Source organism: Modestobacter sp. VKM Ac-2986 (assembly GCF_026967795.1).
Lineage (GTDB): Bacteria > Actinomycetota > Actinomycetes > Mycobacteriales > Geodermatophilaceae > Modestobacter.
The window spans coordinates 119,429-142,432 of the sequence record NZ_JAPVBH010000001.1; the positions used below are offsets into that span (position 1 = coordinate 119,429).

Here is a 23,004-nt window from a genome sequence, read left to right on the forward strand (position 1 = left end):
ACGGTGGCCGCGCCCGAGGAGCCGCACGCGGGAGGCCGTCCCCCGCGCGGGACGACGGGCCTGGGCTCGGCCCTCGTCGTCCGGGTGTGTCACGGTGTCACAGCCTGCGGGGGACCGCGAACGAGGGGACGGAACGCCACCGGAGCGGAACCCCAGGTGATCGACGGCCGGCAGGCGTGGCGCACCCCCATCGGGGTAGCGGAGCAGGGTCGCCCTCCCGCTCCACCAGCGCCGGAGCAGAGGATCACCCGGGGCACGACGTCCCGGACGGACGAGGAGGAACCATCAACACCGTGAGGCCGGCAGCTGAACCAGCGTCGTTCGACGTGGCGCTGACCGACGGGCCCGAGCCCGGTCAGCTCGTCGCGCAGGTGCACGGCGAGCTCGACGCGGCCGGCAACCCGCTGCTGCAGGCCACCCTCCTCAAGGCGTTGCGCCGGGCCGCGCGGGTGCTGACCATCGACCTGTCCGGGGTCACCTTCTTCGGCTCGGCCGGCGTGACCGCGCTCGTCTGGGTCAGCCAGCACCCCGAGGCCGCCGGCAAGCACGTGCGGGTCGTGGCCACCAGCCGCATCGTCACCGGTCCGCTGGAGCTCACCGGGCTGCTGGAACGACTGGACGTGGAGGGCATGCCCGAGACGCCCGACGGGCCCGCCGGCAGGACCCCCGGCGCCGTCGACGAGAGCCCTGCCCCGCCGTCCCGCTGAGCGACACGACTCCCGTCGGGACCCCCCTGTGGTGCAGGAGACGTCGGCGTCGGCCACGATGGGTGCCGGAGACACCGACCCAGCGGGAGGACCGAAGAGTGAGTGCACTGGTCTGGCCCTCCGCACCCGTCCCCTCCGAGGAGGGCGACGTCTGGCGGTGGGAGCTGCCCACGGTGCACGACGCCTCTCGCGTCCGGATGGACCTGCGCGCCCGCCTCGCCCACCCCTCACTGGCCGCCCGGTCGACCGAGGACGCCCGTGAGGGCCTGCTGCTGACGTTCGAGGAGCTGAGTTCCAACGCCCTGCGGCACGGCGGCGGCTCGGTGGAGGCGGTGATCCACGCGCTGCCCACGGGCTGGCTGATCGTGCTCACCGACGGCAACCCCGACTCCCCGCCGCAGCCCGCGGTCGACCGCGACCCCGCCTACGGGGGCATGGGGCTGCCGATGGTCGCCCAGCTGTCGGTCGACTACGGCTGGGCCGCCGAGCCCGGCCGCAAGCACGTCTGGGCGATGCTCCCCTCCGGGATGGCCGCGGCTGCGGTCCCCCGCCCCCGCTCCTCCTCCGGCCCGGCGGCCTGAGGAAGGACCCCCTCGCCGCCCACTGCACGGACGACCGTCACCTCGGTGAAGCCCTCGGCCGTCGTGGGGGCGACCAGCCGGCCCGCGGCAGCATGCAGCCCGACCAGGGGCACGCGAGCAGCACCCGTGCGGGCGTCGTTGCGTTCCCGGCACGTCCCCAGCGGGACGTCGAGGAACACCGCCCGCACGGGGACGCAGGCCGCTGCGGCGATCGCGATCAGCGGGGCGCGTTCGGCGACCGACGGCGAGGTGTTGTCGACGACGACGCTGCGGCCCTCGGCCAGCAGCTCCGCGACCACCCGCTGCTGCCGCGCCTCGCGGTGCCGGGCGCGCGGCCAGTGGTCCTTGCTGACCACGACGTGGGTGCCGGCCAGGTGCCCGGCCACCCACGTCGACTTCCCCGACGCCTGCAGCCCGACCACGACCACCAGCTCCTGCGGCCGGGCCGCCGGTCTCACGCGGTGGCGCGGAGCCGGGTCACCGGCGCGTCGTCGTCCTCGGCGCCGGGGCGGGGCGCGGGGTGCTCGACCAGGGCGAGCACCCGGCCGGACATGAACCGGGCGGTGCGCACCGTCGTGCCGCCCCGGGTCACCTCGGCGACTTCCACGACCCCGCGGCCGTGCGTGGTCTCCACCCGGCGACCGGCCCGGGTCGCCTCGATGTCGTACGTGCGCACGCTGCCGCCTGCATCGACGACGACCTCCACGCGGTCACCCTTCACGGCGTCCTCCTCGTTGCCTCGTCCACACCAGGTGGAACACCCCCAGGGGGTACCGGATTCCCAGGTCAGCGGCCTGCCAGGGGTTGATCACCGCCGGGGATGGGCACACGGGAGCAGTTGCCCGCGATCGAAGGAGACCCTGTGTTCCCGGCCGAGAACATCCGTGACTGGCGCACCCTCAACGTCGTCGACCCCACCGGCGCCAAGATCGGCACCCTGGAGTCGGTCTACGTCGACACGACCACCGACCAGCCGTTCTTCGCCGCCGTGGTCACCGGCTTCATCGGCCGGCACAAGCTGACCTTCGTGCCGCTGACCGACGCCACGGTCGCGCCCGACCACATCACGGTCCAGGTGAGCAAGGACCTGGCGAAGAACGCCCCGTCGATCGACACCGACGGGGAGCTGCCCGCGGAGTCCGAGCCCGAGGTGTTCAACTACTACGGCTTCGCGTACACCCCTGGCGTCCGGCGGCTCGCCCGCCGCTGACGAAGGACCCCCTTGCCCCCCACCACGAGCGAGCTCGCGGCGGGACCCGGCAAGGGGGCCTTCAGCCGCGCCGGGCGGTGAAGGCGCTGGCGGCGTCGCGCAGGCTCTTCGTGGGCTTGAGCCAGGCACCGTCGACGGGCAGGGCGTCGAGCCGGACACGGTCCAGCGGCGCGGCGAACGCGCCGGGCACGTCCTCGATGTCGATGAAGCGCAGCAGCTCCGAGCTGATCGCGTAGCCGGCGACCTCGCTGAAGGCGACGACGACGACCTCGGTGCCCGAGCGGGCGAGGTCCTCCAACGGCTCGGCGAAGTTGCGGCCGTCACCGGAGAACACCACCAGGCGGCGCAGCTGGTGGCTGTGCGCGCGGACGCTGATGTGGTCGAGCATCGACTGGTCGATGTCGTCGTCCTGCTGCAGCTTGGGCCGGGCGAAGACCGCGTACCCGAAGCTGCGCAGTGCCTCGACCCAGCGCTGCAGCGAGGTGGCGTGCTGCGGCGGGACGTTGGCGAAGACCGCGGCCTCCACCTCCGTCTGCGGCTCCGAGGCGCCGTCCACGAACCAGGCGGCGATCGCGTCGAAGCGCGGCCGGGACGCCGCGGTCGGCCGGGCCCCGATGACGTTGGACAGCGTCATGTCGATGTTCGGCGCGTCCCAGACCAGCAGGTCCAGCGGCGGGCGGGCGCCGTCCAGCGAGGGCTGGTCGTACCCGTCGGCCGGTCGGGTCTCTTCGACGAGGCTGTCGGTCACCCGCCCAGTGTGCCGGTCCTCGCCCGTGGTGCGGACCGGCGGGCGGGTCGGCGCCACCGGTGTGCCCGCCGGGGCCGTCGCCCGGCGGCGGACGCGCGCGGTCACCGCTCCACCTGGGACGCGGGACGGTGAGCTCACAGGGCGCACGGTACGAGGCCGCGGCGACGGGGCCGCACTCAGGCGCGCACCAGCCCGTGCAGGGCCAGCAGCGCCACCGGGGCGTAGCCGACCACCAGGGGCAGCGGCCCGCGCACCCGCAGGCCCGTCGTCGTCCCGCCGTCCGGGCCGGGGGTGACCCAGTGCAGCAGGGTGAGCCGGGCCGGGCCGACCTGCACCGTCCACCGCCAGCGCCGGGTGGCGGTGTCGACCTCGTCGACCAGGAAGGGCACCGAGACGCCCGCCGGACCGAGCACCCGGCCGGTGACGCCCTGCGTGATCGTCGCCGCGTCGGTGTCCGCGCCGGTGATGTACGGCGACCAGCTCGACCAGCGGGCGGGGTGCAGGTAGCGGTCCCAGGCCTCCGCGGGGTCGACGGGGCCGGTGGCGTGCAGGGTCAGCGTGGTCACCTCGGGCCAGTGCCCCGGTCGTTCCACGTGGAACCGCGGCCGGTCACGCCGGCGGCCCGCCCAGCAGCAGCTCGCGCAGCAGGTGCAGCACCAGGGTCGTCGTCCGCTCCCGGACGGCGTCCCGCCCACCCCGGAGGACGACGGACCGGGTGAGCACCTGCTCCGGCGCGACGACGGCGAGGTGCACGGTGCCCACCGGCTTGTCCGGCGTCCCGCCGCCCGGCCCGGCGATGCCGGTGACGCCGATCCCGACGTCGGCGCCGAACCGGTGCCGCGCCCCGTCGGCCATCGTGCGGGCGACCTCGGGGCTGACCGCGCCGTGGGCGGCGATCAGCTCGGCAGGGACGTCGAGCAGCTGCTCCTTGGCGCTGTTCGCGTACGCGGCCACGCCGCCCAGCAGCCAGGCCGAGGCGCCGGCCGGGGCGGTGAGCCGGGCGGTGACCAGGCCGGCGGTGCAGGAGTCGCCCACCGCGACCCGCAGGCCGGCGTCGGCCAGGGCGACGGTCACCAGCTCGTCGAGGGTCGGACCGTCGCTGTACAGGGTGGCGCCGAAGTCCTCCTCGACGGCCGCACGGAGCCGCGCGTGGGCCGGGGCGGCGTCCGGGCCGTAGCGGGTGACGATCTCCAGCTCGCCGTCGCGCAGGCAGGTGGTGACCTCCAGGCCGGCGAGCTGGTCGTCGACCCGGCGGAGGGTGGCGGCCAGCTCCGACTCCGGGGTGCCCCACAGCCGCAGCGTCGACTGCCGCAGCTCGGTGGCCCCGGCGAGCGCGCGGCGCACCGGCTCGGTGGCCAGCGCGGCCGGCCACATCCCCTGCAGCTCCGACGGCGGGCCGGGCAGCACCAGCACCGGCGGGCCGCTGCGCCCCTCCGCCACCGGGACGACCAGCCCGGGTGCGGTGCCGACCGGCTCGACGACCGTGGCCCCCGCGGGCACCATCGCCTGCTTCGCCGTGCCGGCCGCGGTGGCCGCCGGGTCGGTGTGCCAGCCGCGGCGGGCGCTGAGCCGGGCCACCACGTCGGCGATCCGCTGCTCGAGCTCCGGGTCCAGCACCGAGGGACGCCCCTGGTGGTCACCGACCACCGCGGCGGTGAGGTCGTCGGCGGTGGGGCCGAGGCCGCCGGTGGTGATCACCAGGTCGACCCCACTGCCGGCCAGGAAGGCCAGCGCCGCCGTGAGGTCGTCCGGCCGGTCACCGACCACCACGACCGCGCCGACGTCGACCCCGAGGCCCCGCAGCGCCTCGGCCAGCCACGGCCCGTTGCGGTCGGCCACCCGGCCGGTGAGCACCTCGGTGCCGGTCACCACGATGCCTGCGCGCGCTGTCACGCACCGACCCTAGGCGCGCGACGGCGGCCGGGCAGGGTGGCCCCGACCGGCGCGGGACGGCCTGCGGCCGACGGGCCCGCGGTTACGGTGGCTCCCGCCCTGTCCAGCTCTCCGCACCGGTGGGGACCGGGGCCGCCGGTGCGTCCGGCGCCCACCGAGGAGGTCCGATGAGCCAGCCGCACCCGCCGATCCCCGAGCCCCAGCCACACACCGACGGCAGCACCGGGAGCACGGCCGCGTCCGCCGGCGACCTGCCGGGTGCCCCGCCGCCGGCGTCGGGCCCACGTACGCAGTCGATCCTGGTGCCGCCGAGCCAGCAGCAGGCCGCCGCGCCGGAGCCGTTCCGCACCGCCCAGTTCCCCGCGGTCCGCGACGAGCCGCCCGCCGGCGACCAGCACCCCGGGCCGGCAGCCGACTCCCCCGCCGCGGGGCTGCACTCCCCGCCGCCGGTGCCCGGACCGCTGACCGCCCCGGTCGCCGCCTCGGAGCCGCACCCGCAGACCGACCCGGTCACCGCGCCGGGCCACCCCGCCGGTGACGAGCCCACCGCCGGGCCCGGCGCCGCGCACCGCGCCGGCGAACGGCTGGCCGGCGTGCGGCGCGCGGCCGGTGGCCGGGGCAGCCGCGTGCTGGCCGCCCTGGGCCTGGGCGCACTGGCGCTGATCCTGCTGCAGACCGGGCTGGTGCTCGAGGACGGGACGACCTCGCTGTGGGCCGCGGTGCCGACCTGGTCGGCCTTCGCCACCCTCGCCGCACTCGTGGCCCTGGTGCCGTCGGTGGTCGGGCTGCTGGGCCGTGGCCTGCCCGTGCGCACGGCGTGGCAGGTGGGTGCCGGCGGCGTCGCGGCGCTGGGTGCCTTCTGGGTGCTGGTCGGGCTCCCGCTGGTGGTCAGTGACCGCGGCTTCTGGCTGACCGCCGCCCTCGCCGCCGCGGCAGCGGCCGTGTGGCTGGCGCCGGGGCGCACCGAGTGACCCCGGCGCGGGGCTGGTCGGCCGCCGCGGCGGTGCTGGCCGCCGCGGCGTTGGGGCTGCGCTGGGACGGTCCGTTGACCGGCGCCGACGTCCCCGCCCGGGTGGCGGTCGTCGCCGCCGTGGTCCTGGCCGTGGCCGGGCTGCGGAGCGGACGGGACCGGCTGCTCACCGCCGCACTGGGCGCGGTGGCCGCCGGCGTGCTGCTGGGCGGGCCCGAGGCGGGGCCGGGACAGGTCGCGCTGGCCGCGGCTGGTATCTGCCTGGTGCTGGGCGGCCGGGCCGCCGGACGCCGGGTGCTCCCGGGGCGCAGGGCCCGCGGTTGACCGTCAGCCCTGGGCGCTGACCTCGCCGTCCTTCGGCTTGCCCTTGTCCTCGCCCCTGCCGTTCCCGTTCCCGTTGCCATTGCCGTTGCCGTTCCAGTTGCCCGCGTCGCCGTCCTCGTCGCCGGTGGTCGGCGCCGGGGAGGTGGGGCTGGGGGCCGGCTCGGTCTCGCCGGGGTCGGTGGGCTCCACGGTGCCCTCGGTGGGCTCGGTGGGGTCGGACTCCTCGACCGGGGTCGTCTCCTCCGGCGCCGGCTCCTCGGAGGGCTCGGTGGTCTCCTCCGCCGGGGCGCTCGTCGTCGGGGTCGGCGTCGGCGTGGCGGGCTGCGGGGCCGTCGTCGAGGGCGCGGGGGTGGACGAGGCGGTGGTGGGCGTGGCGGCCGGGGTGTCGACCGGGCGCTGGACCACCTGCTCGGCGGACCGGCGCGGAGCGGTCGGCGACGGGGCGACCGCGGTCTCCGGGGCCACGGCGTAGCTCAGGACCACGGTCGTGCCGTCGGCCAGGACGACGACGGCGACGACGGTGCCGGGCTCGGCGTCGGCGGTCACGACCTCCTCGAGCTGCACCCGCAGGCCGAGGCCCTCCAGCTGCGTCTGCACCTCGGCGACGGGGCGGCCGACGTGGTCGGCGGCCACGACCTCGACCGTGGCGGAGGTGGGGGCGACCGGCCCGGGCCCGCCGGCGCCGATCGCGGCGGCCGTGGCGGTCGTCTCCCCGCTCGGGGCGACGGTCTGCAGGACGGCCGTGGCCACCCCGGCGCCGACCAGCAGCGCCAGCACCGGGACCAGCATCCGGCTCAGCCGGCTCCCGCCGGCGGGGGCCGCAGCGGCGCGCGCGGTGGAGGCACCGGAGTAGGCGGCGGCGTCGGGCAGCAGCCAGAAGCTCTGGGTGTCGGTGCGCTGCACGGGCGGGAGCTGACGGCCGGCGAGGACCTCGTCGACGGCGGCGACCACGGCCGCGCCGTCGGGGTAGCGCTGCGCCGGGTCCTTGACGATCGCCCGCTCGACCAGGGTGCGGATGGCGGCCGGGACGGCCTCGGGCAGCGGCTCGGGCTGGTCGCGCAGGTGCCGCAGGGCGATGGTGACCGAGTTGTCGCCGTCGAAGGCCCGCCGGCCGGTGAGGCACTCGTAGCCGACCATGCCCAGGGAGTAGACGTCGCTGGCGGCGGTGGCGTGCGCGCCGGCGGCCTGCTCCGGGGACAGGTACGAGGCGGTGCCGACGACCTGGCCGGTCTTGGTCAGCGGCACGCTGCCCGCGGACCAGGCGATGCCGAAGTCGGTGATCTTGACGACGCCGTCCTCGCGGACCAGCACGTTGCCCGGCTTGACGTCGCGGTGCACCACGCCGGCCTCGTGGGCGGCGGCGAGGGCGGCGGCGGTCTGGCGCAGGACGTCGACCGTGCGGTCGGGGGTCAGCTTCCCGACGCGGGCCAGCTGGACCGACAGCGACTCACCCTCGACCAGCTCCATCACCAGGTAGGCCAGGTGCTCGTCGGAGCCGTCGACCGCGGGCTCCTCGCCGTAGTCGTAGACGGCGGCGATGTTGGGGTGGCTGAGCGCGGCGGCGTGCTGGGCCTCGGAGCGGAACCGGGCGAGGAAGACCTCGTCGCCGGTGTACTCGCTGCGCAGGACCTTGACCGCGACGGGCCGGCCGAGCAGCTGGTCCTGGGCGCTCCAGACCTGCCCCATGCCCCCGGCCGCGAGCAGCGTGCGCAGCTCGTAGCGGTTCCCGAGGACCTTCCTCATGGGCTCCGTCACGTGCGCCGTCCCCTCGTCACTGCCTGCTCGTCCGGTGCTGATCCCGACCGTCCGGCGCTGGCGGGCTGGACGCACCGGGCGGAGGGATGCCCCCGGAGGGGCGGTCGTACACACCTGGGACGCAACAATCGTCCCAGGCGCCCCAACGTCATGTCGAGAGGGGCTGTTCCCGGGCCAGCTGCGCGGCTGCGGCGGTGAGCCAGCGCGCCGGGTCGGCCATCGCCGCGGCCCCGGAGCCGGCCAGGTCGGTGAGCGACAGCGCCCGGGCGACCGGCAGCGCGCCGTCTCCCGCGACCCGGCCGGCGACGACGGCCACCGGGACCCCGGCGGCCCCCGCCCGCTCGACCAGGTGCCCGACGACCTTCCCGCGCAGCGACTGGTCGTCGAACTGGCCCTCACCGGTCACCACCAGGGCCGCACCCCGCAGCGCGGCGTCCAGTCCGGCGGCCTCGGCGACCGCGCGGGCGCCGCTGACCGAGCCCGCTCCCCAGCAGGTCGCGAAGCCGTAGGCGGTGCCGCCGGCCGCGCCCGCCCCCGGCGCCTCGCGGTCCCCGCCCAGGACGTCGGCCAGCCGGGTGAGCGCGGCGTCCAGCTGGAGGACCTCTGCCTGCGACGCGCCCTTCTGCGGCCCGAACTGCCCGGCCGCACCGAGCGGGCCGAGCAGCGGTGCGGTGACGTCGACCAGGCAGCGCACCCCGCCGGGTGGCGGGGGCACCAGGCCGGTCAGGTCCACGTGCGCCAGCCGGGCGAGCGCCGCGCCCCCGGGCGGCAGGTCGGCGCCGTCGGCGTCGGTGAAACGGGCGCCCAGCGCCGCGAGTGCGCCGGTGCCGCCGTCGGTGGTGCACGAGCCGCCGAGGGTGAGCAGCACCCGGTGCACGGCCGGGTCGGCGACGACCGCGGCGAGCAGCTCCCCCAGGCCCCGGGTGGTGGCCCCGAGCGGGTCGAGCTCGGCCAGCAGCGGCAGGCCCGCGGCCCGGGCCATCTCCACCACCGCCGTCCCGTCGGGCAGCAGCAGCCAGGCGGCGTCCACCGGGCGGCCGTCGGGGCCGGTCACGGGCTGGGTGCGCCAGGCGCTGCGCGGGACGTCGTGGCCCAGCGCCTCCAGGGTGCCCTCACCGCCGTCGGCCAGCGGCACGGTGAGCAGCTCGTCGTCCGGGCGGACCCGGCGCCAGCCGTCGGCCAGCGCGTCGGCGGCCTCGGCGGCACCGAGGGTGCCCTTGAAGGAGTCCGGCGCGAACACCACGCGGGTCATGCCGGCAGCCTGGCCGCTCGGGCACCGGCAGGGCAAGCCGGTGCGGTTCCCCGCCGCGGCGCCGGGGTAGTCGGGTCCGTGCTCCTCGCCGACTCCCCCATCCCCGAGCTGCAGACGCTGAGCCGGGCCCAGTACGACCTGGTCGAGTACGCCCTGGCCGGTGCGGGCTTCGCGTTGCTGGCCTACACCCTGTACAGCTGGACCAGCCGGGGCGAGGTGGGTGTCCGGTACCGCCCCGCGGTGCTGGCCGGCCTGTGCATCGGGGCGGTGGCCACGGTGTCCTACCTGCTGCTGTTCCTGCGCTGGGGCAGCGGCTTCGACCTCACCGACGCCGGCTACGTGCCCAACGACCGGGCCCGGCTGGCGCTGTCGCCGCGCTACGTCGACTGGTCGGTGACGGTGCCGCTGCTGACCGCCGAGCTGCTGGCCGTGTGCGCGCTGGCCGGCGCCCGGGTCCGGTCGCTGCGGGCCAGCTCGATGACGGCGGCGTTCCTGATGATCCTCACCGGCCACCTGGGCGCCCAGGTCGTCGACGAGGGCCGGGACACCACCGCGCTCGTCGTGTGGGGCCTGGTCAGCTGCGTCTTCTACGCCTACCTCTACGTCGCCCTGATCGGCGCGGTGCGCTCGTCGCTGCCCGCGATGGGCCGCGAGGCGGCGGTGAGCCTGCGCAACGCCACGATCGTGCTGCTGGCCGGCTTCGGCGTCTACCCGCTGGTCTATGCGATCCCGGTGTTCGTCGACGTCACCGCCGCCTGGTTGACGACGATCCAGCTGGCCTACTCCGCGGCCGACGTCGTGGCCAAGGTCGGCTTCGGCGTACTGGTGCACAAGGTCGCGAAGCTGCGCACCGCCGAGGACGTCGTGGCCGGCGTCGACACCCACCCGGAGGCCGTGTGGGTCGGCAACGTCGAGCACAGCCGCGCCGTGCTGCCGGCGGTGCGGTCAGGAGAAGAGCGCGCGACCCCACCAGTCGTCGGGGCCGGTGACCCCCGGCGGGCAGGCGAACACCGCTGAGGAGGTGTGCTGCACGTACTCGTTCATCGCGTCGGTGCGCAGGTTGCGCTGCACCTGCACGAACCCGGTCCCCGGGTCGCGCTGGTAGGCGATGAAGAACAGCCCGGCGTCCAGCCGGCCCAGCCCGTCGGTGCCGTCGACGAAGCTGTAGCCGCGGCGCAGGATCGCCGTCCCGGAGTTGGTCGGGTGGGCCAGGGCGACGTGCGACCTCGCGGGCAACGCGGCCAGGTCCACCGGGTCGAACTCCGCTGCGTGGCCCAGCGGCGCGCCGGCCTTCTTGGTGCGGCCGATCGTCTCCTCCTGGTCCACGAGCGTGGCGCTGTCCCACTGCTCGATCCGCATCCGGATCCGCCGGGTCACCACGTAGGACCCGCCGGCCAGCCAGTCGGCACCCGGGTCGCCGTCGGCCACCCAGACGAACTGGTCGAGGGCCTTGGGCGCCTCGGCCTTGAGGTTGTCGGTGCCGTCCTTGAAGCCGAACAGGTTGCGCGGCGTGGCCTGCGCGCTCGAGGTCGACGACGTCCGGCCGAAGCCCAGCTGCGACCAGCGGACGCTGACCACGCCGGCGCCCAGCCGCACCAGGTTGCGGACGGCGTGCACGGCGACCTGCGGGTCGTTGGCGCAGGCCTGCACGCACAGGTCGCCGCCGCTGATCGCCGGGTCGATCGCCTCGCCCGGGAAGGCCGACAGCTCGGCCAGCGGCGCGGGACGGCGGTCGGCCAGCCCGAAGCGGTCGACGCCGTCGGCGGTGGTGAACAGGGTCGGCCCGAACCCGATGGTCAGGGTCAGCCCGGACGGCGGGAGGTCCAGCGCCTCACCGGTGTCGTCGGGGACGGCGTACGGGCCGCCCTCGACCGCACCGACCTCGCCGGCGTCCTGCCCGGCGGTCATCCGCCGCGCCGCCGCCGTCCAGGCCTGCAGCACCTCGACCAGCTCGGCGCGGTCGTCGGTGATCACGTCGAGGGCGACGAAGTGCAGTCGGTCCTGCGCCGGGGTCACGATGCCGGCCTGGTGCTCCCCGGTGAAGGGGACGGCGTCGGTGGCCGTGGACGCCGCGGGCGCCACCGGCTCACCGGCGGTGGCCCGCCCGATCGCCCCACCGGCGGCGCCGGCCGCGATGACCCCCGCCGTACCCGCACCGGCCAGCCCGAAGAACCGGCGGCGTGACAGACCCTCAGCGCTCATGGCAGACGTGGACTCACTTCTCGGCGACGACGGCGGCGACCTGGCTGACCGACTCGGTCAGGGCGGTGATGGAGTCGCTGAGCCCGCGCAGCTGGTCCTGCGTGAGCTGCTCGTAGGACGTCCACCCGTCACCGGAACGGTACTGGGCCAGCTCCTCTTCCGTGGCGGCGAACCGTTCGTCGATCTCGGCCACCAGCTCGGCGTCGTGCGTCTCCAGGTAGGGCCGCAGCGCCTGGACGGCGGCCTCGGAGCCCTCGAGGTTGGCCGAGAAGTCCCACAGGTCGGTGTGGCTGTAGCGGTCCTCCTCGCCGGTGATCTTGCCGGTGGCGATCTCGTCGAGCAGCGCCTTGGCGCCGTTGGCCAGCTGCAGCGGGTCGAGGGTCACGTCGTTCGCCAGCGTCACGATCTCCCCGACGTCGACCTTCAGCCGGTCGGCGTAGGGCCCCATGTCCGAGACGTCGCCGGTCTCCCACAGCGCCTTCTCGATGCGGTGGAAGCCGGTGAAGTCCTCACCCTCGGCCTGGTCGCCCTCGCGGCCGTCGATGACCGGGTCCAGGTCACCGAAGACCTCCGCGACCGGCTCGATCCGCTCCCAGTAGGTGCGGGCGACCGGGAACAGCGCCTTGGCTCCCTCGATGTCGCCGGCCTTGACGGCGTCGGTGAAGGCGGTGGTCCGCTCCAGCAGCGCGCCGGTCTGGGACTGCACGTAGCGCTGGTAGTCCACGCCGGCCTGGGCCAGCGACTCGTCCTGGCTCAGCGCGGGGGCCTCGCCGGAGACGACGAGCGCCGAGCGGATGCCGTCGCCGATCATGCCGGGCTTGCAGGCGGTCTCGTACTGACCGGCCGGCAGCTCGACGCGGAGCTCGCGGGCCACGCCGGGGGCGATGTTCTCGACCTCGGCCATCACCCGGTCGCCGTCGGCGTAGACGTAGAACTCGGTGACCTTGCTGCCGGAGTTGGTGACGGTGAACTGGTGGACGCCGGCGGGCAGCTCGGTCGAGGCCACGTCGCAGGCGTCGTCGCTGGCGGCGACCGCGATGTCGTCGGCGGCCGGGGCGGCGGCGCCGGGGGCGTCGGCCCCCTCGTCCCCGCAGGCGGCGAGGGTGAGGGTGGTCAGCCCGGCCAGGACGGCCAGGGCGGTACGCCTACGAGCGGGCTTCGACATGCTGCGGGGTCTCCGAGACGACGGGGGCCGGCGTGCTGCCGGCCGTGTTCTTGCGGGCGGGGAGGAGGAAGAGCACGAGCACCGGCACCAGGTAGGCGAGCCAGGCGAGGGTCTCCAGCACGGTGGGCTGGGGGGTGATGTTGAACAGGCCGGCGGCCAGGGCGCCGTACCAGCTGCCCGGGTCGAGCCAGCCGGAGGCGTCGAAGGCCAGCGTGGACAGCCCCGGCAGGACGCCGGCCTCCTGGAAGTCGTGCACGGCGTACTTGAAGATCCCGGCGGCGACGAGGACGAGCAGCGCACCGCTGACCATGAAGAACCGGGACAGGTCGATCCGGATCGCCCCGGCGTACAGGCCGACCCCGACGACGACGGCGGTCAGCAGGCCGGCGCCCAGGCCCAGCAGCGGCGCCGAGGTGGTCGCGCCCTGCGCGGAGGCGAAGAACAGCAGCGTCGTCTCCAGGCCCTCGCGGGCCACGGAGAGGAACGCGATGCCGACGACGGCGCCGACACCCAGCCCGATCGCGCCGTCCAGCTTCCCGCGCAGCTCACCGGACAGCCGGCGGGCGGTGCGCCGCATCCAGAACACCATCCAGGTGACCAGCGCGACGGCGAGCACGGAGGTGACCGCGTCGAAGAGCTCCTGCTCGGGGCCGCCGAGCACGGTCGTGGACACGTAGCTCAGCGCCCAGCCGAAGCCGATCGACAGCGCGGCCGCCGCGCCCACCCCGGCCCACACGGGCAGCAGGTGCCGGCGACGTCCGGTCTTGACCAGGTAGGCGACCAGCACGCTGACGATGAGGACCATCTCCAGGCCCTCACGCAGACCGATGAGGTAGCTGGCGGCGAACACCTGCCCCATGGGGACCTCCGGATCCAGATCCCGCGCCGTCCGACGTAGGGAAGGCTCACCTTAGGTGGCCGTCGTCCGCCGGTACAGCCCCGGTCCCCGGAGACGGCCCTGCCGCCCACCTCGCCGGTCGGCGGGGTGGGCGGCAGGGTCGGCCGGCTGGGACGGTCAGCGCTGGTTGGGCACGATCGCCAGGTCGCTGACCTGGCGGTCCCGGGGGAAGTCGCCCTCCGCCGTGACCCGGCCGGTCAGCAGCGACACCTCGTAGAGGCCGTACCGGTTCCCGACCCGCAGGGTGACGTAGGGGAACAGGTCCACCGTGCTGCCCTTGCGCACCGAGCTGTAGATGTCGAAGCCGGCGTCCCCGGTGGCGTCGACCCCGAGCTTGCCGGTGGCGGCCAGCACCCCGGCGTTGGCCGGGGACTGGATGACGACCTGGTCCAGCGCGGTGTCCACGTCGAACAGCGTCGTGGCCGTCGCGGCGTCCGCGTCGTTGTTCGTGTAGGCGGCCGCGGTGACGCCGGTGGCCGTCGTGGGCGTGGTGGCCGGGGCCACCGCCGGGTAGCTGAGCGTGCCGTCGACGAGGGTGCCGCCTTGTGCGTCGACGTTGTGCCGCAGGTTCTGGCCGGTGTTGCTGACGATCCGGAGCCGGTCGACCACGGGGTTGAAGTCCACCCCGAAGGCCGTGCCGGCCAGGGCGGTGCTCAGCTGGGAGACCTTCGTGGCCGTCGCGTCGACCAGCGTGTAGACCCCACCCTTGTCGCCCACGCCGTACAGCTTGCCGTTGGCCGGGCGGTGGTCGATGCCCACCAGCCGGGTGTCCCCGGCCAGGCCGCGGACGCCGCCGAGGTCGCGGGCCCGCTCCGGCCGGTCGGTGTCGAAGGAGACCAGCCGGAGGCCGTCGGGGGTCAGGCCGACCGCCTTCAGCCGGTCTCCCTGGGACCCACTGGCGGCGGGCTGGCTCCCGGGCTGGCCGTTCCCCGTGGCGAGGGCGGCGGGCGCGGTGACCAGCACGAGACCGAGCACAGCCGCTCCGGTGGCGACCCGCGTGCGCATCCTGGACATGGTGATCTCCTGGTGTCGGTACTGCCTGGACGGACCAGGGCCGGGCCGTCCGCGCCGGCCCCGTGGAGGACCGTCGTCAGGGAGTACGCAGCCCGAGGCCCGGGCGTTGAACCGGGGCCGGAGAATTCTCGGGGACGCCCCACCGCGCCGCACGACCGAGAGGACGACGATGTCCGAGCCCACCGTCACCCGCACCGACACCGGCGGCGTCGCGACGCTGACCCTGCTGCGACCGGCGCTGACCTCCCGGCTGCGCACCGAGCTGCTGGCCGTCGTCCGGGAGCTCTCGGCCGACGCGTCGGTGCGCGCGGTCGTGCTCACCGGCAGCGGTCGGGCGTTCTGCCTGGGCCAGGACCTCACCGAGCACGCCGAGGTGCTCCGCGGCGGGGCCGCCGACTCCCTCGGGGTCGTGGCCGCCGAGTACAACCCGCTGCTGCTGGCGCTGGCCGCGGTGCCGGTGCCGGTGGTCGTCGGGGTCAACGGTGCCTGTGCCGGGGCCGGGCTGGGGCTGGCGCTGGCCGGTGACCTGCGGGTCGCCGCCGCCGGGGCCAAGCTCAGCACCGCGTTCGCCGGCATCGGGCTGTCCAGCGACTCGGCGGTCGCCGCCCGGCTGGTGCACTGCGTCGGCGGGTCCCGGGCCGCCGAGCTGCTCCTGCTGGCCGAGCCCTTCACCGCCGAGACCGCCGCCGGCTGGGGTCTGGTGCACCGCGTCGTCCCGGTAGAGGAGGTGCACGCCGAGGCGCAGGCGCTCGCCACCCGGCTGGCCACCGGACCGACGGCCGCGTACCGGGCGGTGAAGACGGTGCTGGCCACCGCCGGCACCGACACGCTGAAGACGACGCTGGCCCTGGAGGCGGGACTGCAGGGCGAGTTGGGCGCGACCGCCGACCACCGCGAGGCCGTCGAGGCGTTCCTGGCCAAGCGGCCGGCCCGGTTCACCGGCCGCTGAGGCCTCAGCCGGCCAGGACCGGGTGGGTGGGGCCGCTCGTCCTACCGGCCACCGACGCGGTCATCTCGGTGGACCGCACGCCCGCGCCGCGTCAGGATGAACCGGTGTCCGGCGGAGAGGACGTGCTCCACGCCCCCGACGGGGAGCTGCTGACCCACGGACGCCGGGTGACCCACCGCGCAGCCCGCCCGTGGCTGAGACGGGACGACGCGCTGGTCGGCGTGTGGCCGTGCGACTCGCTGGTCGAGTGGGTCCCGGCGGCCGACCGACCGGCGTTCGCGGCACAGGAGCGGCGGGCGGAGGGACGGGACTGCAACGTCGCCGGCGACGTCCTGCTGTTCCGTCTCGCCGACGGGCGACCGGTCGTCGTCGTCCAGGGGCCGCCCTGCTGAACGGTCCGCTACCGCTGACGCCGCAGGGCCAGTGCGGTCATGCCCCCGTCGAACAGGACGAAGTAGAGCGGGAAGACCAGGGACTGCGCCGGCTCCCCCAAGGTCGCGAGCAGGCTGAACACGCTGGCGACGAAGAACAGCGACCAGAAGCCGGCGCTCTCGCTGGCGGGTCGCCGCCACGCGCGACGGTAGGTCGGGACGCCGCCGACGAGGTGCGCCAGCAGGCTGAGGACCAGGCTGACCACCGGGGCGTCGAAGACCAGCCACACCAGGACGCTCACCGCGAGGATCGCCAGGCAGGCGTACTCGAGGCGGCCGACCTCGCGGGTCCCCTTCCACAGGCTGAGCAGGCACATGACGGCGTTGCCCACCAGGAAGACGCCGGCGAGCAGGACCGCTCCCGAGCCGCTCCCGCTGGCGACGACCCCGGCCGAGCTGATGCCGGCCAGCAGCAGCCAGACGACCCGGCTGAAGACGCTCGGCGCGTACCCCCGGACGAGGACGTCGCGGGCGCCGACGACGTAGGAGGCGCTGCCGAACGCGAGGACGAGCAGTTCGAGCGCCAGGTGCACCCGGGAACGGTAACGAGGCACCCGGCCGGCGCCTCACCGGCAGCGGTGGCGCCCGGTCGCCGCGGTGCGCGGGGTCAGACGGTGGCGCAGGCCGGGCAGACGTCGGGCGCGGCCGGCGGCCAGTGCTGGTCGGTGTCCACGCGCGCCAGCGCGCCGCACAGGGTCAGCTCGCACGCGGCGTCGACCTCGGCCGCGGGCCGGTGCACCTCCACCGCGTGCCACAGGGCCGCCGCCGGTCCGTGCGCTCGACTGCGCGCTGCCACCAGGGTCGGGGTCGAGGTGCTCATGACCTCTTGTCGGCAGCCGACCGCCCGTGGTTGAGCGTGCAACCCGGACGTCACACGACCGGATGCCTGCCCGACACGTGCGCGCCCCGGCATGCGACGGTGCAGACCCCACCCCACCCCCTGGAGGTCCCGGTGCAGCTCACCAAGCACGGACACGCCTGCGTCGTCCTCTCCGCCGACGACCGCCGGCTGGTCGTCGACCCCGGCGCGTTCACCGCGGACGACGCCTGGGCCGGCGCCTCGGCGCTGCTGGTCACCCACGAGCACGCCGACCACCTCGTCCCGGCGAAGGTGCGGGCCGCCCTGGACGCCGACCCGGCCCTGGAGGTGTGGACCAACACCTCGGTCGCCGAGCAGCTGGACCACGCCCGGGTGCACGCCGTCGGCCACGGGGACACCGTCACCGCCGCAGGCTTCGAGGTCTCCGTGCACGGCGAGTGGCACGCGGTCATCCACCCCGACCTCCCGCGGGTGCGCAACGTCGGGTTCCTGGTGGAGGGGCAGGTGTTCCACCCCGGCGACGCGCTGACCGTCCCGGAGGTCGCCGTCCCGACGCTGCTGCTGCCGGCGCACGCGCCCTGGTCCAGGACCGGGGAGCTGATCGACTACCTGCGCGAGGTGCGCGCCGAGCGGGCCCTCGCGGTGCACGACGGGCTGCTCAACGACACCGGCCTCGGTCTGCTCGCCGGCCTGTTCGGCGAGCGCGGCCCGGGTCAGCCCACGCCCTACGAGCGGCTGAGCCCCGGCGAGTCCGTCGACGTCTGAGCCGGCAGGGGCACCCGGGCGCTCCCGAGCCGGGCGTCCAGCCGGGCGAGCTGGAGCTCGTAGCGCCGGCTGCGCTCCTGCTCGGTGACCAGGGCGCGCTCGGCCTCCACCTGCGCGGTGACGTCGGTCTGGACGCCGATGTACCGCGTGACCCGCCCGTCGGCGTCGGTGACCGGGGTCAGGTGGCACTCGTTCCACCACGTGCTGCCGTCGGCCCGGCCGTTGAGCAGCACCTCGCGCACCTCCTCCCCCGCCTCGATCGCGGCGCGGAGCCGGCCGACCGCAGCCGGGTCGGTGTCCGGCAGCTGGAGGAAACGGCAGTTGCGGCCCAGCACCTCCGCGGCGGGATGGCCCGACATCCGCTCGAACGCGGGGTTGACGTAGACCAGGGGCTGGTCGGGCAGCCGGAGGTCGACGACGGTGACCCCGGTGTCGATCGCGGCCAGCGCCCGGTGCAGCAGCCCCTCGCCGGGGTCACCGGCCCCGAGCGGGACGTTCAGGCGGGGGACGGCCGCCGGGGCGGGTGCCGTGGGCTCCTCCGGCCGGGGCGCCACCCGGGACAGCAGCGCCCGCGCGGCGCGCACGACGGTGTCCCGCTCGTAGGTCAGCGCGAAGGCGAAGCGCCGCTCGCTCTCCGCCCCGGTGTCGCCCAGGTCGCGGGCCAGCAGGGCGGCGCTGAAGTGCGGGCTCAGCACCACGATGTCCCACTCGCTGCGCACCGGGTCGTCGGCCCGCAGGTCGGCGTTGCGCAGGCCCGGGATCGGCTCGCCGGTCAGGTCCTCGGCCAGCGCGGCGACGAACCCCACCCGCTCGACGACGTCCCGGTAGCGCAGCCGGGTGGCCGGGGTGACGTGCCCGGCGGTCTGGAAGGCGGTGACCAGCACCGAGGTCTCCCCCAGCCGCATGGCCTGCCGTTCCAGCTGCTTGCTCACCTCGACCAGCAGCGCCTTGGGCGCCTCCCGCACCGGCGCACCGGGCGGCAGGCACGCGAACGGCGACACGGCGTCGCACGGCGGGTCGACGGGGTGCGGTGGGGGCAGCCGCAGCGCACCCGCCCGCCGGCCGGCCGCGAGCCCGGTGCCGGGACGGCCGAAGAGCCAGCCCTGCCCGAGGGTCGCGCCCAGCGCCCGGGCCGTGGCCAGGTGCTGGTCGTTCTCGATCCCCTCGGCCAGCAGCACCGCGCCGCTGGACTCCGCGTAGGCGTTGACCGCGTTCATGATCTCCGCGATCGCCGGGCCGGGGCGCTCCTGCACCAGCCGCAGGTCCAGCTTCACCACGTCCGGGCGCAGCAGCGGCATGAACGCCAGGGACAGCGACTCCGCGCCGACGTCGTCCAGGGCGACCGCCCAGCCGTGCTCGCGGACCCGGGCCACGGTGCGCAGCAGCTCCGCCGGTCGGGCGGCCAGCGCCCGCTCGGTGATCTCCAGGACCACCTGCAGGCTGCCGGCCCAGCGGTCGGTCCGGTCGAACAGCGTGGCCAGCGGCTCCTCGTCCAGCGCGTCGGGCTCGACGTTGACGAAGACGGTCAGCGGCGCGAGCAGGCCCGCGCGGACCGCGCCCCGCAGCGCCGCGGCCCGGCAGGCCTGGTCCAGCTCGGTCAGGCACCCCTCGGCCCGGGCGGCGGCGAACAGGTCGTCGGGTGCGTGCAGCGGACCCTCCGGGCCCCGGGCGAGCGCCTCGTAGGCGACCACCGTGCCGCTGTCGAGCTCCACGATCGGCTGGAAGACGCTGGTCACGGACCGGTCGTCGAGCACGGCGCGCACGCCGGACACCGGACGTCCACCCAACTGCTGCACATCGCCCCCTCCCGGCGTCCGGCACAGGCACCTGGAGTCTGACAGCATCTGCCTGCTCCCAACGGGTGAGCGTTCTCAGGTCGGCCGACAGCGACGACACGAGGCAGGGGGACGCGATGGGCACCGACTACGAACTGCCCACCTGGGCCCCCCTCCCGGCGGTGGCCGACGAGGGATTCGACCGGCTGGCCGCGACCGTGGCCCGCACGCTGGGTGTCGACCGGTCGCTCGTCGTCCTGGTCTCCAAGGCCGGCCAGGTCCTCCCCGGGGCCTTCGGGCTGCCCGAGCCGTGGGCGACCCGCCGGTCGATGCCGCTGAGCCACTCGCTGAGCCAGCGGGTGACCGCGACCGGGCGACCACTGGTGCTGCGGGACGCGCGGGAGGACCCGGCGACCGCGGAGAGCCCCTCGGTGCAGGAGCTGGGCGTGGTCGCCTACGCCGGGATGCCGCTGTGGGGGGCGCAGGGCCGGCCGATCGGGGTCCTGGTCGCCTGCGACCTGCAGCCCCGGGACTGGACGGCGGCCGAGCTGGACACGCTGAGCCGGCTGGCCGCCGAGGGCTCCCGCCAGCTGCAGGTGCAGGCCGTCGAGCTGGCCGAGCGCGAGGCCCTGGCCGCCGCCGTCCGGGACGACGGCACGGCCCGGGCCGCGGCCGAGCGCGCGCGCAGCATGCTGGTCGAGGCCGAGGCCGAGGCCGACCGCACCCGGCTGGTCGCCCGGCTCAGCGGCGCACTGCTGACCGCCGGCTCGCTGCCCGAGGTGCTCCGCGCGGTCGACCGGTTCGTGCGCTCACCGCTGGGCAGCCGCACGGTGCTGCTGGGCGTGGCCGAGTCCGGCTGCACCGACGTGCGCGTCTGGTCGGTGACCGCCGGCGCCCCGCCCCCGGCCGAGCCGGTGGCGACCCTGGCGCTCACCGACCCGCACCCGCTCACCGCCGCGATGACCGAGCGCCGGCTGGTCACCGTGGCGACCCGGGCCGAGGGCAGCGGCGAGTTCCCGCAGCTGGCGCCGCTGGGCCCCGACACCGAGACGGTGCTGGCCGCGCCGCTGGTGCTGGGCCAGCACAGCGCGATCGGGGCGCTGGCGCTGGGCTGGACCCAGCGGCGCGAGCTGGACGCCTCGGTGTGCGCGGTCGCCGCCGACCTGGCCCTGCACGTGGGCCACGCGCTGGACCGGCAGCTGCTGCAGGAGCACCGCCGGTGGCTGGCCACCGGCCCGGCGGACCCGGTCACCTGAGCTCTCCGAACACCCGGGCCCTCGAGCACCCGGGCCGGGCGTCTCAGCCGGGGTCCACGGCCCCCGCACCGTGCGGCCGGGCCGCGAACATCGCCACGGAGTCCGTCCCGCCCGGCACCTGGTCCCACGCCGAGGCCCACTCGGCGGAGGCCAGCGCGGCGTCCAGCGCGTCCTGGGAGTCGAAGACGAACTCGGCGACCAGGTGGTACGCGGGCCTGCCGACGACCTGACGGGTGACCGAGTGGACGCGGTTCTCGACCAGGCCGGCGGTCGTCTCCACCAGCCCGGCGTGGACGGCGGCGTACCGCTCCTCGAAGCCGGTCGGGTCGTCCGGGGTCTGGTACAGGGCGAAGTAGCTGACGGTCATGACAGCCCCCTACCCCGGCGACGGGCTCACCGACCGCCGACGGAGACCTCGAACTCGACCTGGCTGACGTCGGGCCGCAACCGGGAGAAGGAGTGCACCAGCGGGTGGCCGCTGCGGTCGCGCACGGTGGTGCGCACGACCAGCAGCGGGGAGCCGGTGGTCACGTCCAGGACGCCGGCCTCGTCGGCCGCCGCGGTCCCGACGTCGACCATGATCCGGGCGTGCGCCAGGTCGGCCTCGTACTCCCGGCGCAGGAACTCGTACAGCGAGCCGTGCCCGAAGTCCTCGGTCGCCGCCTTCGGGTAGCGGGAGGCGGGCAGGAAGCTGCGGACGACGTGGTTGGGCAGCCCGTCGACGCTGCGCAGCCGGACCAGCTCCACGACGTCCTCGGCCGGCCCCATCGACAGCTCGGCGGCGATCGCGGGCGCGGCCGGCACCACCCGCTGGGTCAGCACGGTGGTGCCCACCTGCGCGCCCTGCTCGGTCATCACCGAGTGGAAGCCGGCGATCCGGTGCACGAAGCTCTCGCGGTACTCGTGCCGGATCCCGGGCCGGCTGACGAAGGTGCCGCGGCCCTGTTCACGCACCAGGTGCCCGTCGGCCACCAGCCCGTCGACCGCGCGGCGCAGGGTGATCCGGCTGACGCCGTACTCGGCGCACAGCACCGGCTCGGGAGGGAGCAGGGTGTGCTCGGGCAGCGCCGAGGCACGACGCCGCAGCGCCTCGCGCACGGCGAGGTACTTGGGTCCCCCTTCGGAGCTCGACACGGAGCGCAACGGTACGGCACACGTCCGGTCGTCAAGACGTCATGACGTACGGTGTGGTCTGGACCACTGCCTGGCCCGGAGGAGAGAGCTCATGCGCATCGGAGTGCTGACCGGCGGAGGCGACTGCCCCGGCCTCAACGCCGTCCTGCGGGCGGTGGTCCGGACGTCGGTGATCGAGTACGGCAGCGAGGTCATCGGCTTCCGCAACGGCTGGCGCGGCCTGCTCGACGACGAGGCCACCCCGCTCGACATCGGCAAGGTCGACCGGCTGCTCACCCGCGGCGGGACGACGCTGGGCACCATGCGCGCGGCGCCGAAGGCCCTGCACGACGGGCTGGGCCGCACCCGCGAGGTGCTCGAGTCCCACGGCATCGACGTGCTGATCCCGATCGGCGGCGAGGGCACGCTGACCGCCGCGGCCTGGCTCGCCGACGAGGGCGTGCCGGTGGTCGGCGTCCCGAAGACGATCGACAACGACATCGACTGCACCGACCTGACGTTCGGGTTCGACACCGCCGTCAGCATCGCCACCGACATGATCGACCGGCTGCACACCACCGCCGAGTCCCACCAGCGGGTGCTGCTGGTGGAGGTCATGGGCCGGCACGCCGGCTGGATCGCCATGCACGCCGGGATGGCCGCCGGGGCCCACCTGATCCTCATGCCCGAGCAGCCCTTCGACGTCGAGGAGATCTGCCAGCTGATCAGCGCCCGCTTCGACCGCGGCGACACGCACGTCATCGCGGTGATCAGCGAGGGCGCCACCCCCAAGCCCGGCACCATGGAGCTGCGCGACGGCGGCATCGACGAGTTCGGGCACCGGCGGTTCACCGGCGTGGCCCAGCAGCTGGGCTGGGAGCTGGAGGCGCGCAGCGGCAAGGAGGTGCGCACCACGGTGCTCGGCCACGTGCAGCGCGGCGGCACCCCGACCTCCTTCGACCGGGTGCTGGCCACCCGTTTCGGCATGCACGCCGCCCACGCCGCGCACCGCGGCGACTTCGGCAACATGGTCGCCCTGCACGGCACCGAGATCGCCCTGGTGCCGCTCAAGGAGGCCGTCGCCCGGCTCAAGACCGTCCCGCCGGACCGTCTCGCCGAGCTCTCCGCCTTCACCGGCTGACGGGGCCCGTCCACGCGCGGTGGGGCCCGGACCGG

At 75.6% G+C, this 23,004-nt stretch carries 27 protein-coding genes; 11 read left to right on the forward strand and 16 right to left on the reverse strand.

Translation table 11 applies throughout. From position 1 onward, the window contains the following. The first annotated feature begins 326 nt into the window (after positions 1 to 326). Both O2W14_RS00570 and O2W14_RS00575 read left to right on the forward strand, forming a co-directional pair. Positions 327 to 707: an STAS domain-containing protein gene (locus tag O2W14_RS00570; protein WP_269174142.1), complete on the forward strand. Its 381-nt coding sequence runs from the start codon at positions 327 to 329 to the stop codon at positions 705 to 707. A 98-nt stretch (positions 708 to 805) separates the two neighbouring features. Continuing rightward, positions 806 to 1,288, forward strand: coding sequence for an ATP-binding protein (locus O2W14_RS00575; RefSeq protein ID WP_269174143.1), 483 nt, complete (start codon positions 806 to 808; stop codon positions 1,286 to 1,288). On the opposite strand, the gene O2W14_RS00580 is transcribed toward O2W14_RS00575, so the two are convergent. Then, on the reverse strand, positions 1,177 to 1,746 hold the full coding sequence (locus O2W14_RS00580; RefSeq protein ID WP_269174144.1) for an ATP-binding protein: 570 nt from the start codon (positions 1,744 to 1,746) through the stop codon (positions 1,177 to 1,179). The two genes, O2W14_RS00575 and O2W14_RS00580, sit on opposite strands and share 112 nt — an antisense overlap. Further along, positions 1,743 to 2,009, reverse strand: coding sequence for a hypothetical protein (locus O2W14_RS00585; protein WP_163610245.1), 267 nt, complete (start codon positions 2,007 to 2,009; stop codon positions 1,743 to 1,745). Before O2W14_RS00585 ends, O2W14_RS00580 begins: the two co-directional genes overlap by 4 nt. Before the next feature lie 141 nt (positions 2,010 to 2,150). Here O2W14_RS00585 and O2W14_RS00590 point away from each other — a divergent pair, with 141 nt between their 5' ends. Beyond that, positions 2,151 to 2,498 (forward strand): PRC-barrel domain-containing protein, encoded by a 348-nt coding sequence (locus O2W14_RS00590; protein WP_269174145.1) that lies wholly within the window; start codon positions 2,151 to 2,153, stop codon positions 2,496 to 2,498. Positions 2,499 to 2,559: 61 nt separating this feature from the next. Here O2W14_RS00590 and O2W14_RS00595 read toward each other — a convergent pair whose 3' ends face one another. The 3 genes from O2W14_RS00595 to O2W14_RS00605 all read right to left on the reverse strand — a co-directional run bounded on the left by O2W14_RS00595 (position 2,560) and on the right by O2W14_RS00605 (position 5,139). After that, positions 2,560 to 3,246 (reverse strand): NYN domain-containing protein, encoded by a 687-nt coding sequence (locus O2W14_RS00595; protein ID WP_269174146.1) that lies wholly within the window; start codon positions 3,244 to 3,246, stop codon positions 2,560 to 2,562. Positions 3,247 to 3,422: 176 nt separating this feature from the next. Continuing rightward, positions 3,423 to 3,812 (reverse strand): SRPBCC family protein, encoded by a 390-nt coding sequence (locus O2W14_RS00600; protein WP_269174147.1) that lies wholly within the window; start codon positions 3,810 to 3,812, stop codon positions 3,423 to 3,425. Between the two features lie 43 nt (positions 3,813 to 3,855). After that, entirely contained in the window at positions 3,856 to 5,139 is a 1,284-nt protein-coding gene (locus O2W14_RS00605; RefSeq protein WP_269174148.1) for a competence/damage-inducible protein A, read from the reverse strand. Between the two features lie 167 nt (positions 5,140 to 5,306). On the opposite strand from O2W14_RS00605, the gene O2W14_RS00610 reads away from it, so the two are divergent. Next, positions 5,307 to 6,110, forward strand: a complete 804-nt coding sequence (locus tag O2W14_RS00610; protein WP_269174149.1) for a hypothetical protein — start codon at positions 5,307 to 5,309, stop codon at positions 6,108 to 6,110. Beyond that, complete coding sequence (locus tag O2W14_RS00615) at positions 6,107 to 6,433, forward strand: hypothetical protein (protein ID WP_269174150.1); 327 nt, start codon at positions 6,107 to 6,109, stop codon at positions 6,431 to 6,433. The genes O2W14_RS00610 and O2W14_RS00615 overlap by 4 nt, the downstream gene beginning before the upstream one ends. Before the next feature lie 3 nt (positions 6,434 to 6,436). Here O2W14_RS00615 and O2W14_RS00620 read toward each other — a convergent pair whose 3' ends face one another. Both O2W14_RS00620 and O2W14_RS00625 read right to left on the reverse strand, forming a co-directional pair. After that, positions 6,437 to 8,176, reverse strand: coding sequence for a serine/threonine-protein kinase (locus tag O2W14_RS00620; protein WP_269174151.1), 1,740 nt, complete (start codon positions 8,174 to 8,176; stop codon positions 6,437 to 6,439). 160 nt (positions 8,177 to 8,336) lie between these two features. Then, positions 8,337 to 9,440, reverse strand: coding sequence for a glycerate kinase (locus tag O2W14_RS00625; RefSeq protein WP_269174152.1), 1,104 nt, complete (start codon positions 9,438 to 9,440; stop codon positions 8,337 to 8,339). Between the two features lie 78 nt (positions 9,441 to 9,518). Here O2W14_RS00625 and O2W14_RS00630 point away from each other — a divergent pair, with 78 nt between their 5' ends. Further along, positions 9,519 to 10,457, forward strand: coding sequence for a bacteriorhodopsin (locus tag O2W14_RS00630; protein ID WP_269174153.1), 939 nt, complete (start codon positions 9,519 to 9,521; stop codon positions 10,455 to 10,457). On the opposite strand, the gene efeB is transcribed toward O2W14_RS00630, so the two are convergent. The 4 genes from efeB to O2W14_RS00650 form a co-directional block, all read right to left on the reverse strand. Continuing rightward, positions 10,386 to 11,642 carry an iron uptake transporter deferrochelatase/peroxidase subunit gene (gene efeB, locus O2W14_RS00635; RefSeq protein WP_269174154.1) on the reverse strand — a complete coding sequence of 419 codons (1,257 nt, stop codon included), beginning with the start codon at positions 11,640 to 11,642 and terminating at the stop codon, positions 10,386 to 10,388. The genes O2W14_RS00630 and efeB overlap by 72 nt on opposite strands. A 13-nt stretch (positions 11,643 to 11,655) precedes the next feature. Continuing rightward, entirely contained in the window at positions 11,656 to 12,807 is a 1,152-nt protein-coding gene (gene efeO, locus O2W14_RS00640) for an iron uptake system protein EfeO (protein ID WP_269174155.1), read from the reverse strand. After that, on the reverse strand, positions 12,788 to 13,666 hold the full coding sequence (gene efeU / locus O2W14_RS00645; protein WP_269174156.1) for an iron uptake transporter permease EfeU: 879 nt from the start codon (positions 13,664 to 13,666) through the stop codon (positions 12,788 to 12,790). The genes efeO and efeU overlap by 20 nt, the downstream gene beginning before the upstream one ends. Positions 13,667 to 13,822: 156 nt before the next feature. Beyond that, positions 13,823 to 14,719: a DUF4394 domain-containing protein gene (locus O2W14_RS00650; RefSeq protein WP_269174157.1), complete on the reverse strand. Its 897-nt coding sequence runs from the start codon at positions 14,717 to 14,719 to the stop codon at positions 13,823 to 13,825. 169 nt (positions 14,720 to 14,888) lie between these two features. On the opposite strand from O2W14_RS00650, the gene O2W14_RS00655 reads away from it, so the two are divergent. Further along, on the forward strand, positions 14,889 to 15,668 hold the full coding sequence (locus O2W14_RS00655; RefSeq protein ID WP_269174158.1) for an enoyl-CoA hydratase-related protein: 780 nt from the start codon (positions 14,889 to 14,891) through the stop codon (positions 15,666 to 15,668). 104 nt (positions 15,669 to 15,772) lie between these two features. After that, entirely contained in the window at positions 15,773 to 16,060 is a 288-nt protein-coding gene (locus tag O2W14_RS00660) for a hypothetical protein (RefSeq protein ID WP_269174159.1), read from the forward strand. An 8-nt stretch (positions 16,061 to 16,068) separates the two neighbouring features. Here O2W14_RS00660 and O2W14_RS00665 read toward each other — a convergent pair whose 3' ends face one another. Further along, positions 16,069 to 16,632 (reverse strand): hypothetical protein, encoded by a 564-nt coding sequence (locus O2W14_RS00665; protein ID WP_269174160.1) that lies wholly within the window; start codon positions 16,630 to 16,632, stop codon positions 16,069 to 16,071. A 74-nt stretch (positions 16,633 to 16,706) separates the two neighbouring features. After that, positions 16,707 to 16,919 (reverse strand): hypothetical protein, encoded by a 213-nt coding sequence (locus O2W14_RS00670; protein ID WP_269174161.1) that lies wholly within the window; start codon positions 16,917 to 16,919, stop codon positions 16,707 to 16,709. Between the two features lie 99 nt (positions 16,920 to 17,018). Here O2W14_RS00670 and O2W14_RS00675 point away from each other — a divergent pair, with 99 nt between their 5' ends. Further along, positions 17,019 to 17,684, forward strand: a complete 666-nt coding sequence (locus O2W14_RS00675; protein WP_269174162.1) for an MBL fold metallo-hydrolase — start codon at positions 17,019 to 17,021, stop codon at positions 17,682 to 17,684. On the opposite strand, the gene O2W14_RS00680 is transcribed toward O2W14_RS00675, so the two are convergent. Continuing rightward, on the reverse strand, positions 17,645 to 19,456 hold the full coding sequence (locus tag O2W14_RS00680; RefSeq protein WP_269174163.1) for an EAL domain-containing protein: 1,812 nt from the start codon (positions 19,454 to 19,456) through the stop codon (positions 17,645 to 17,647). The two genes, O2W14_RS00675 and O2W14_RS00680, sit on opposite strands and share 40 nt — an antisense overlap. A 140-nt stretch (positions 19,457 to 19,596) precedes the next feature. Here O2W14_RS00680 and O2W14_RS00685 point away from each other — a divergent pair, with 140 nt between their 5' ends. Then, complete coding sequence (locus tag O2W14_RS00685; protein WP_269174164.1) at positions 19,597 to 20,715, forward strand: GAF domain-containing protein; 1,119 nt, start codon at positions 19,597 to 19,599, stop codon at positions 20,713 to 20,715. Positions 20,716 to 20,758: 43 nt separating this feature from the next. On the opposite strand, the gene O2W14_RS00690 is transcribed toward O2W14_RS00685, so the two are convergent. Together O2W14_RS00690 and O2W14_RS00695 are read right to left on the reverse strand one after the other, a co-directional pair. After that, on the reverse strand, positions 20,759 to 21,082 hold the full coding sequence (locus O2W14_RS00690) for an EthD family reductase (RefSeq protein WP_269174165.1): 324 nt from the start codon (positions 21,080 to 21,082) through the stop codon (positions 20,759 to 20,761). A 26-nt stretch (positions 21,083 to 21,108) separates the two neighbouring features. Further along, a complete protein-coding gene (locus O2W14_RS00695; RefSeq protein ID WP_269174166.1) occupies positions 21,109 to 21,849 on the reverse strand; it encodes a GntR family transcriptional regulator in 741 nt (246 codons plus the stop codon). A gap of 91 nt (positions 21,850 to 21,940) precedes the next feature. On the opposite strand from O2W14_RS00695, the gene O2W14_RS00700 reads away from it, so the two are divergent. After that, positions 21,941 to 22,969, forward strand: a complete 1,029-nt coding sequence (locus tag O2W14_RS00700) for an ATP-dependent 6-phosphofructokinase (protein WP_269174167.1) — start codon at positions 21,941 to 21,943, stop codon at positions 22,967 to 22,969. Positions 22,970 to 23,004: the final 35 nt, after the last annotated feature.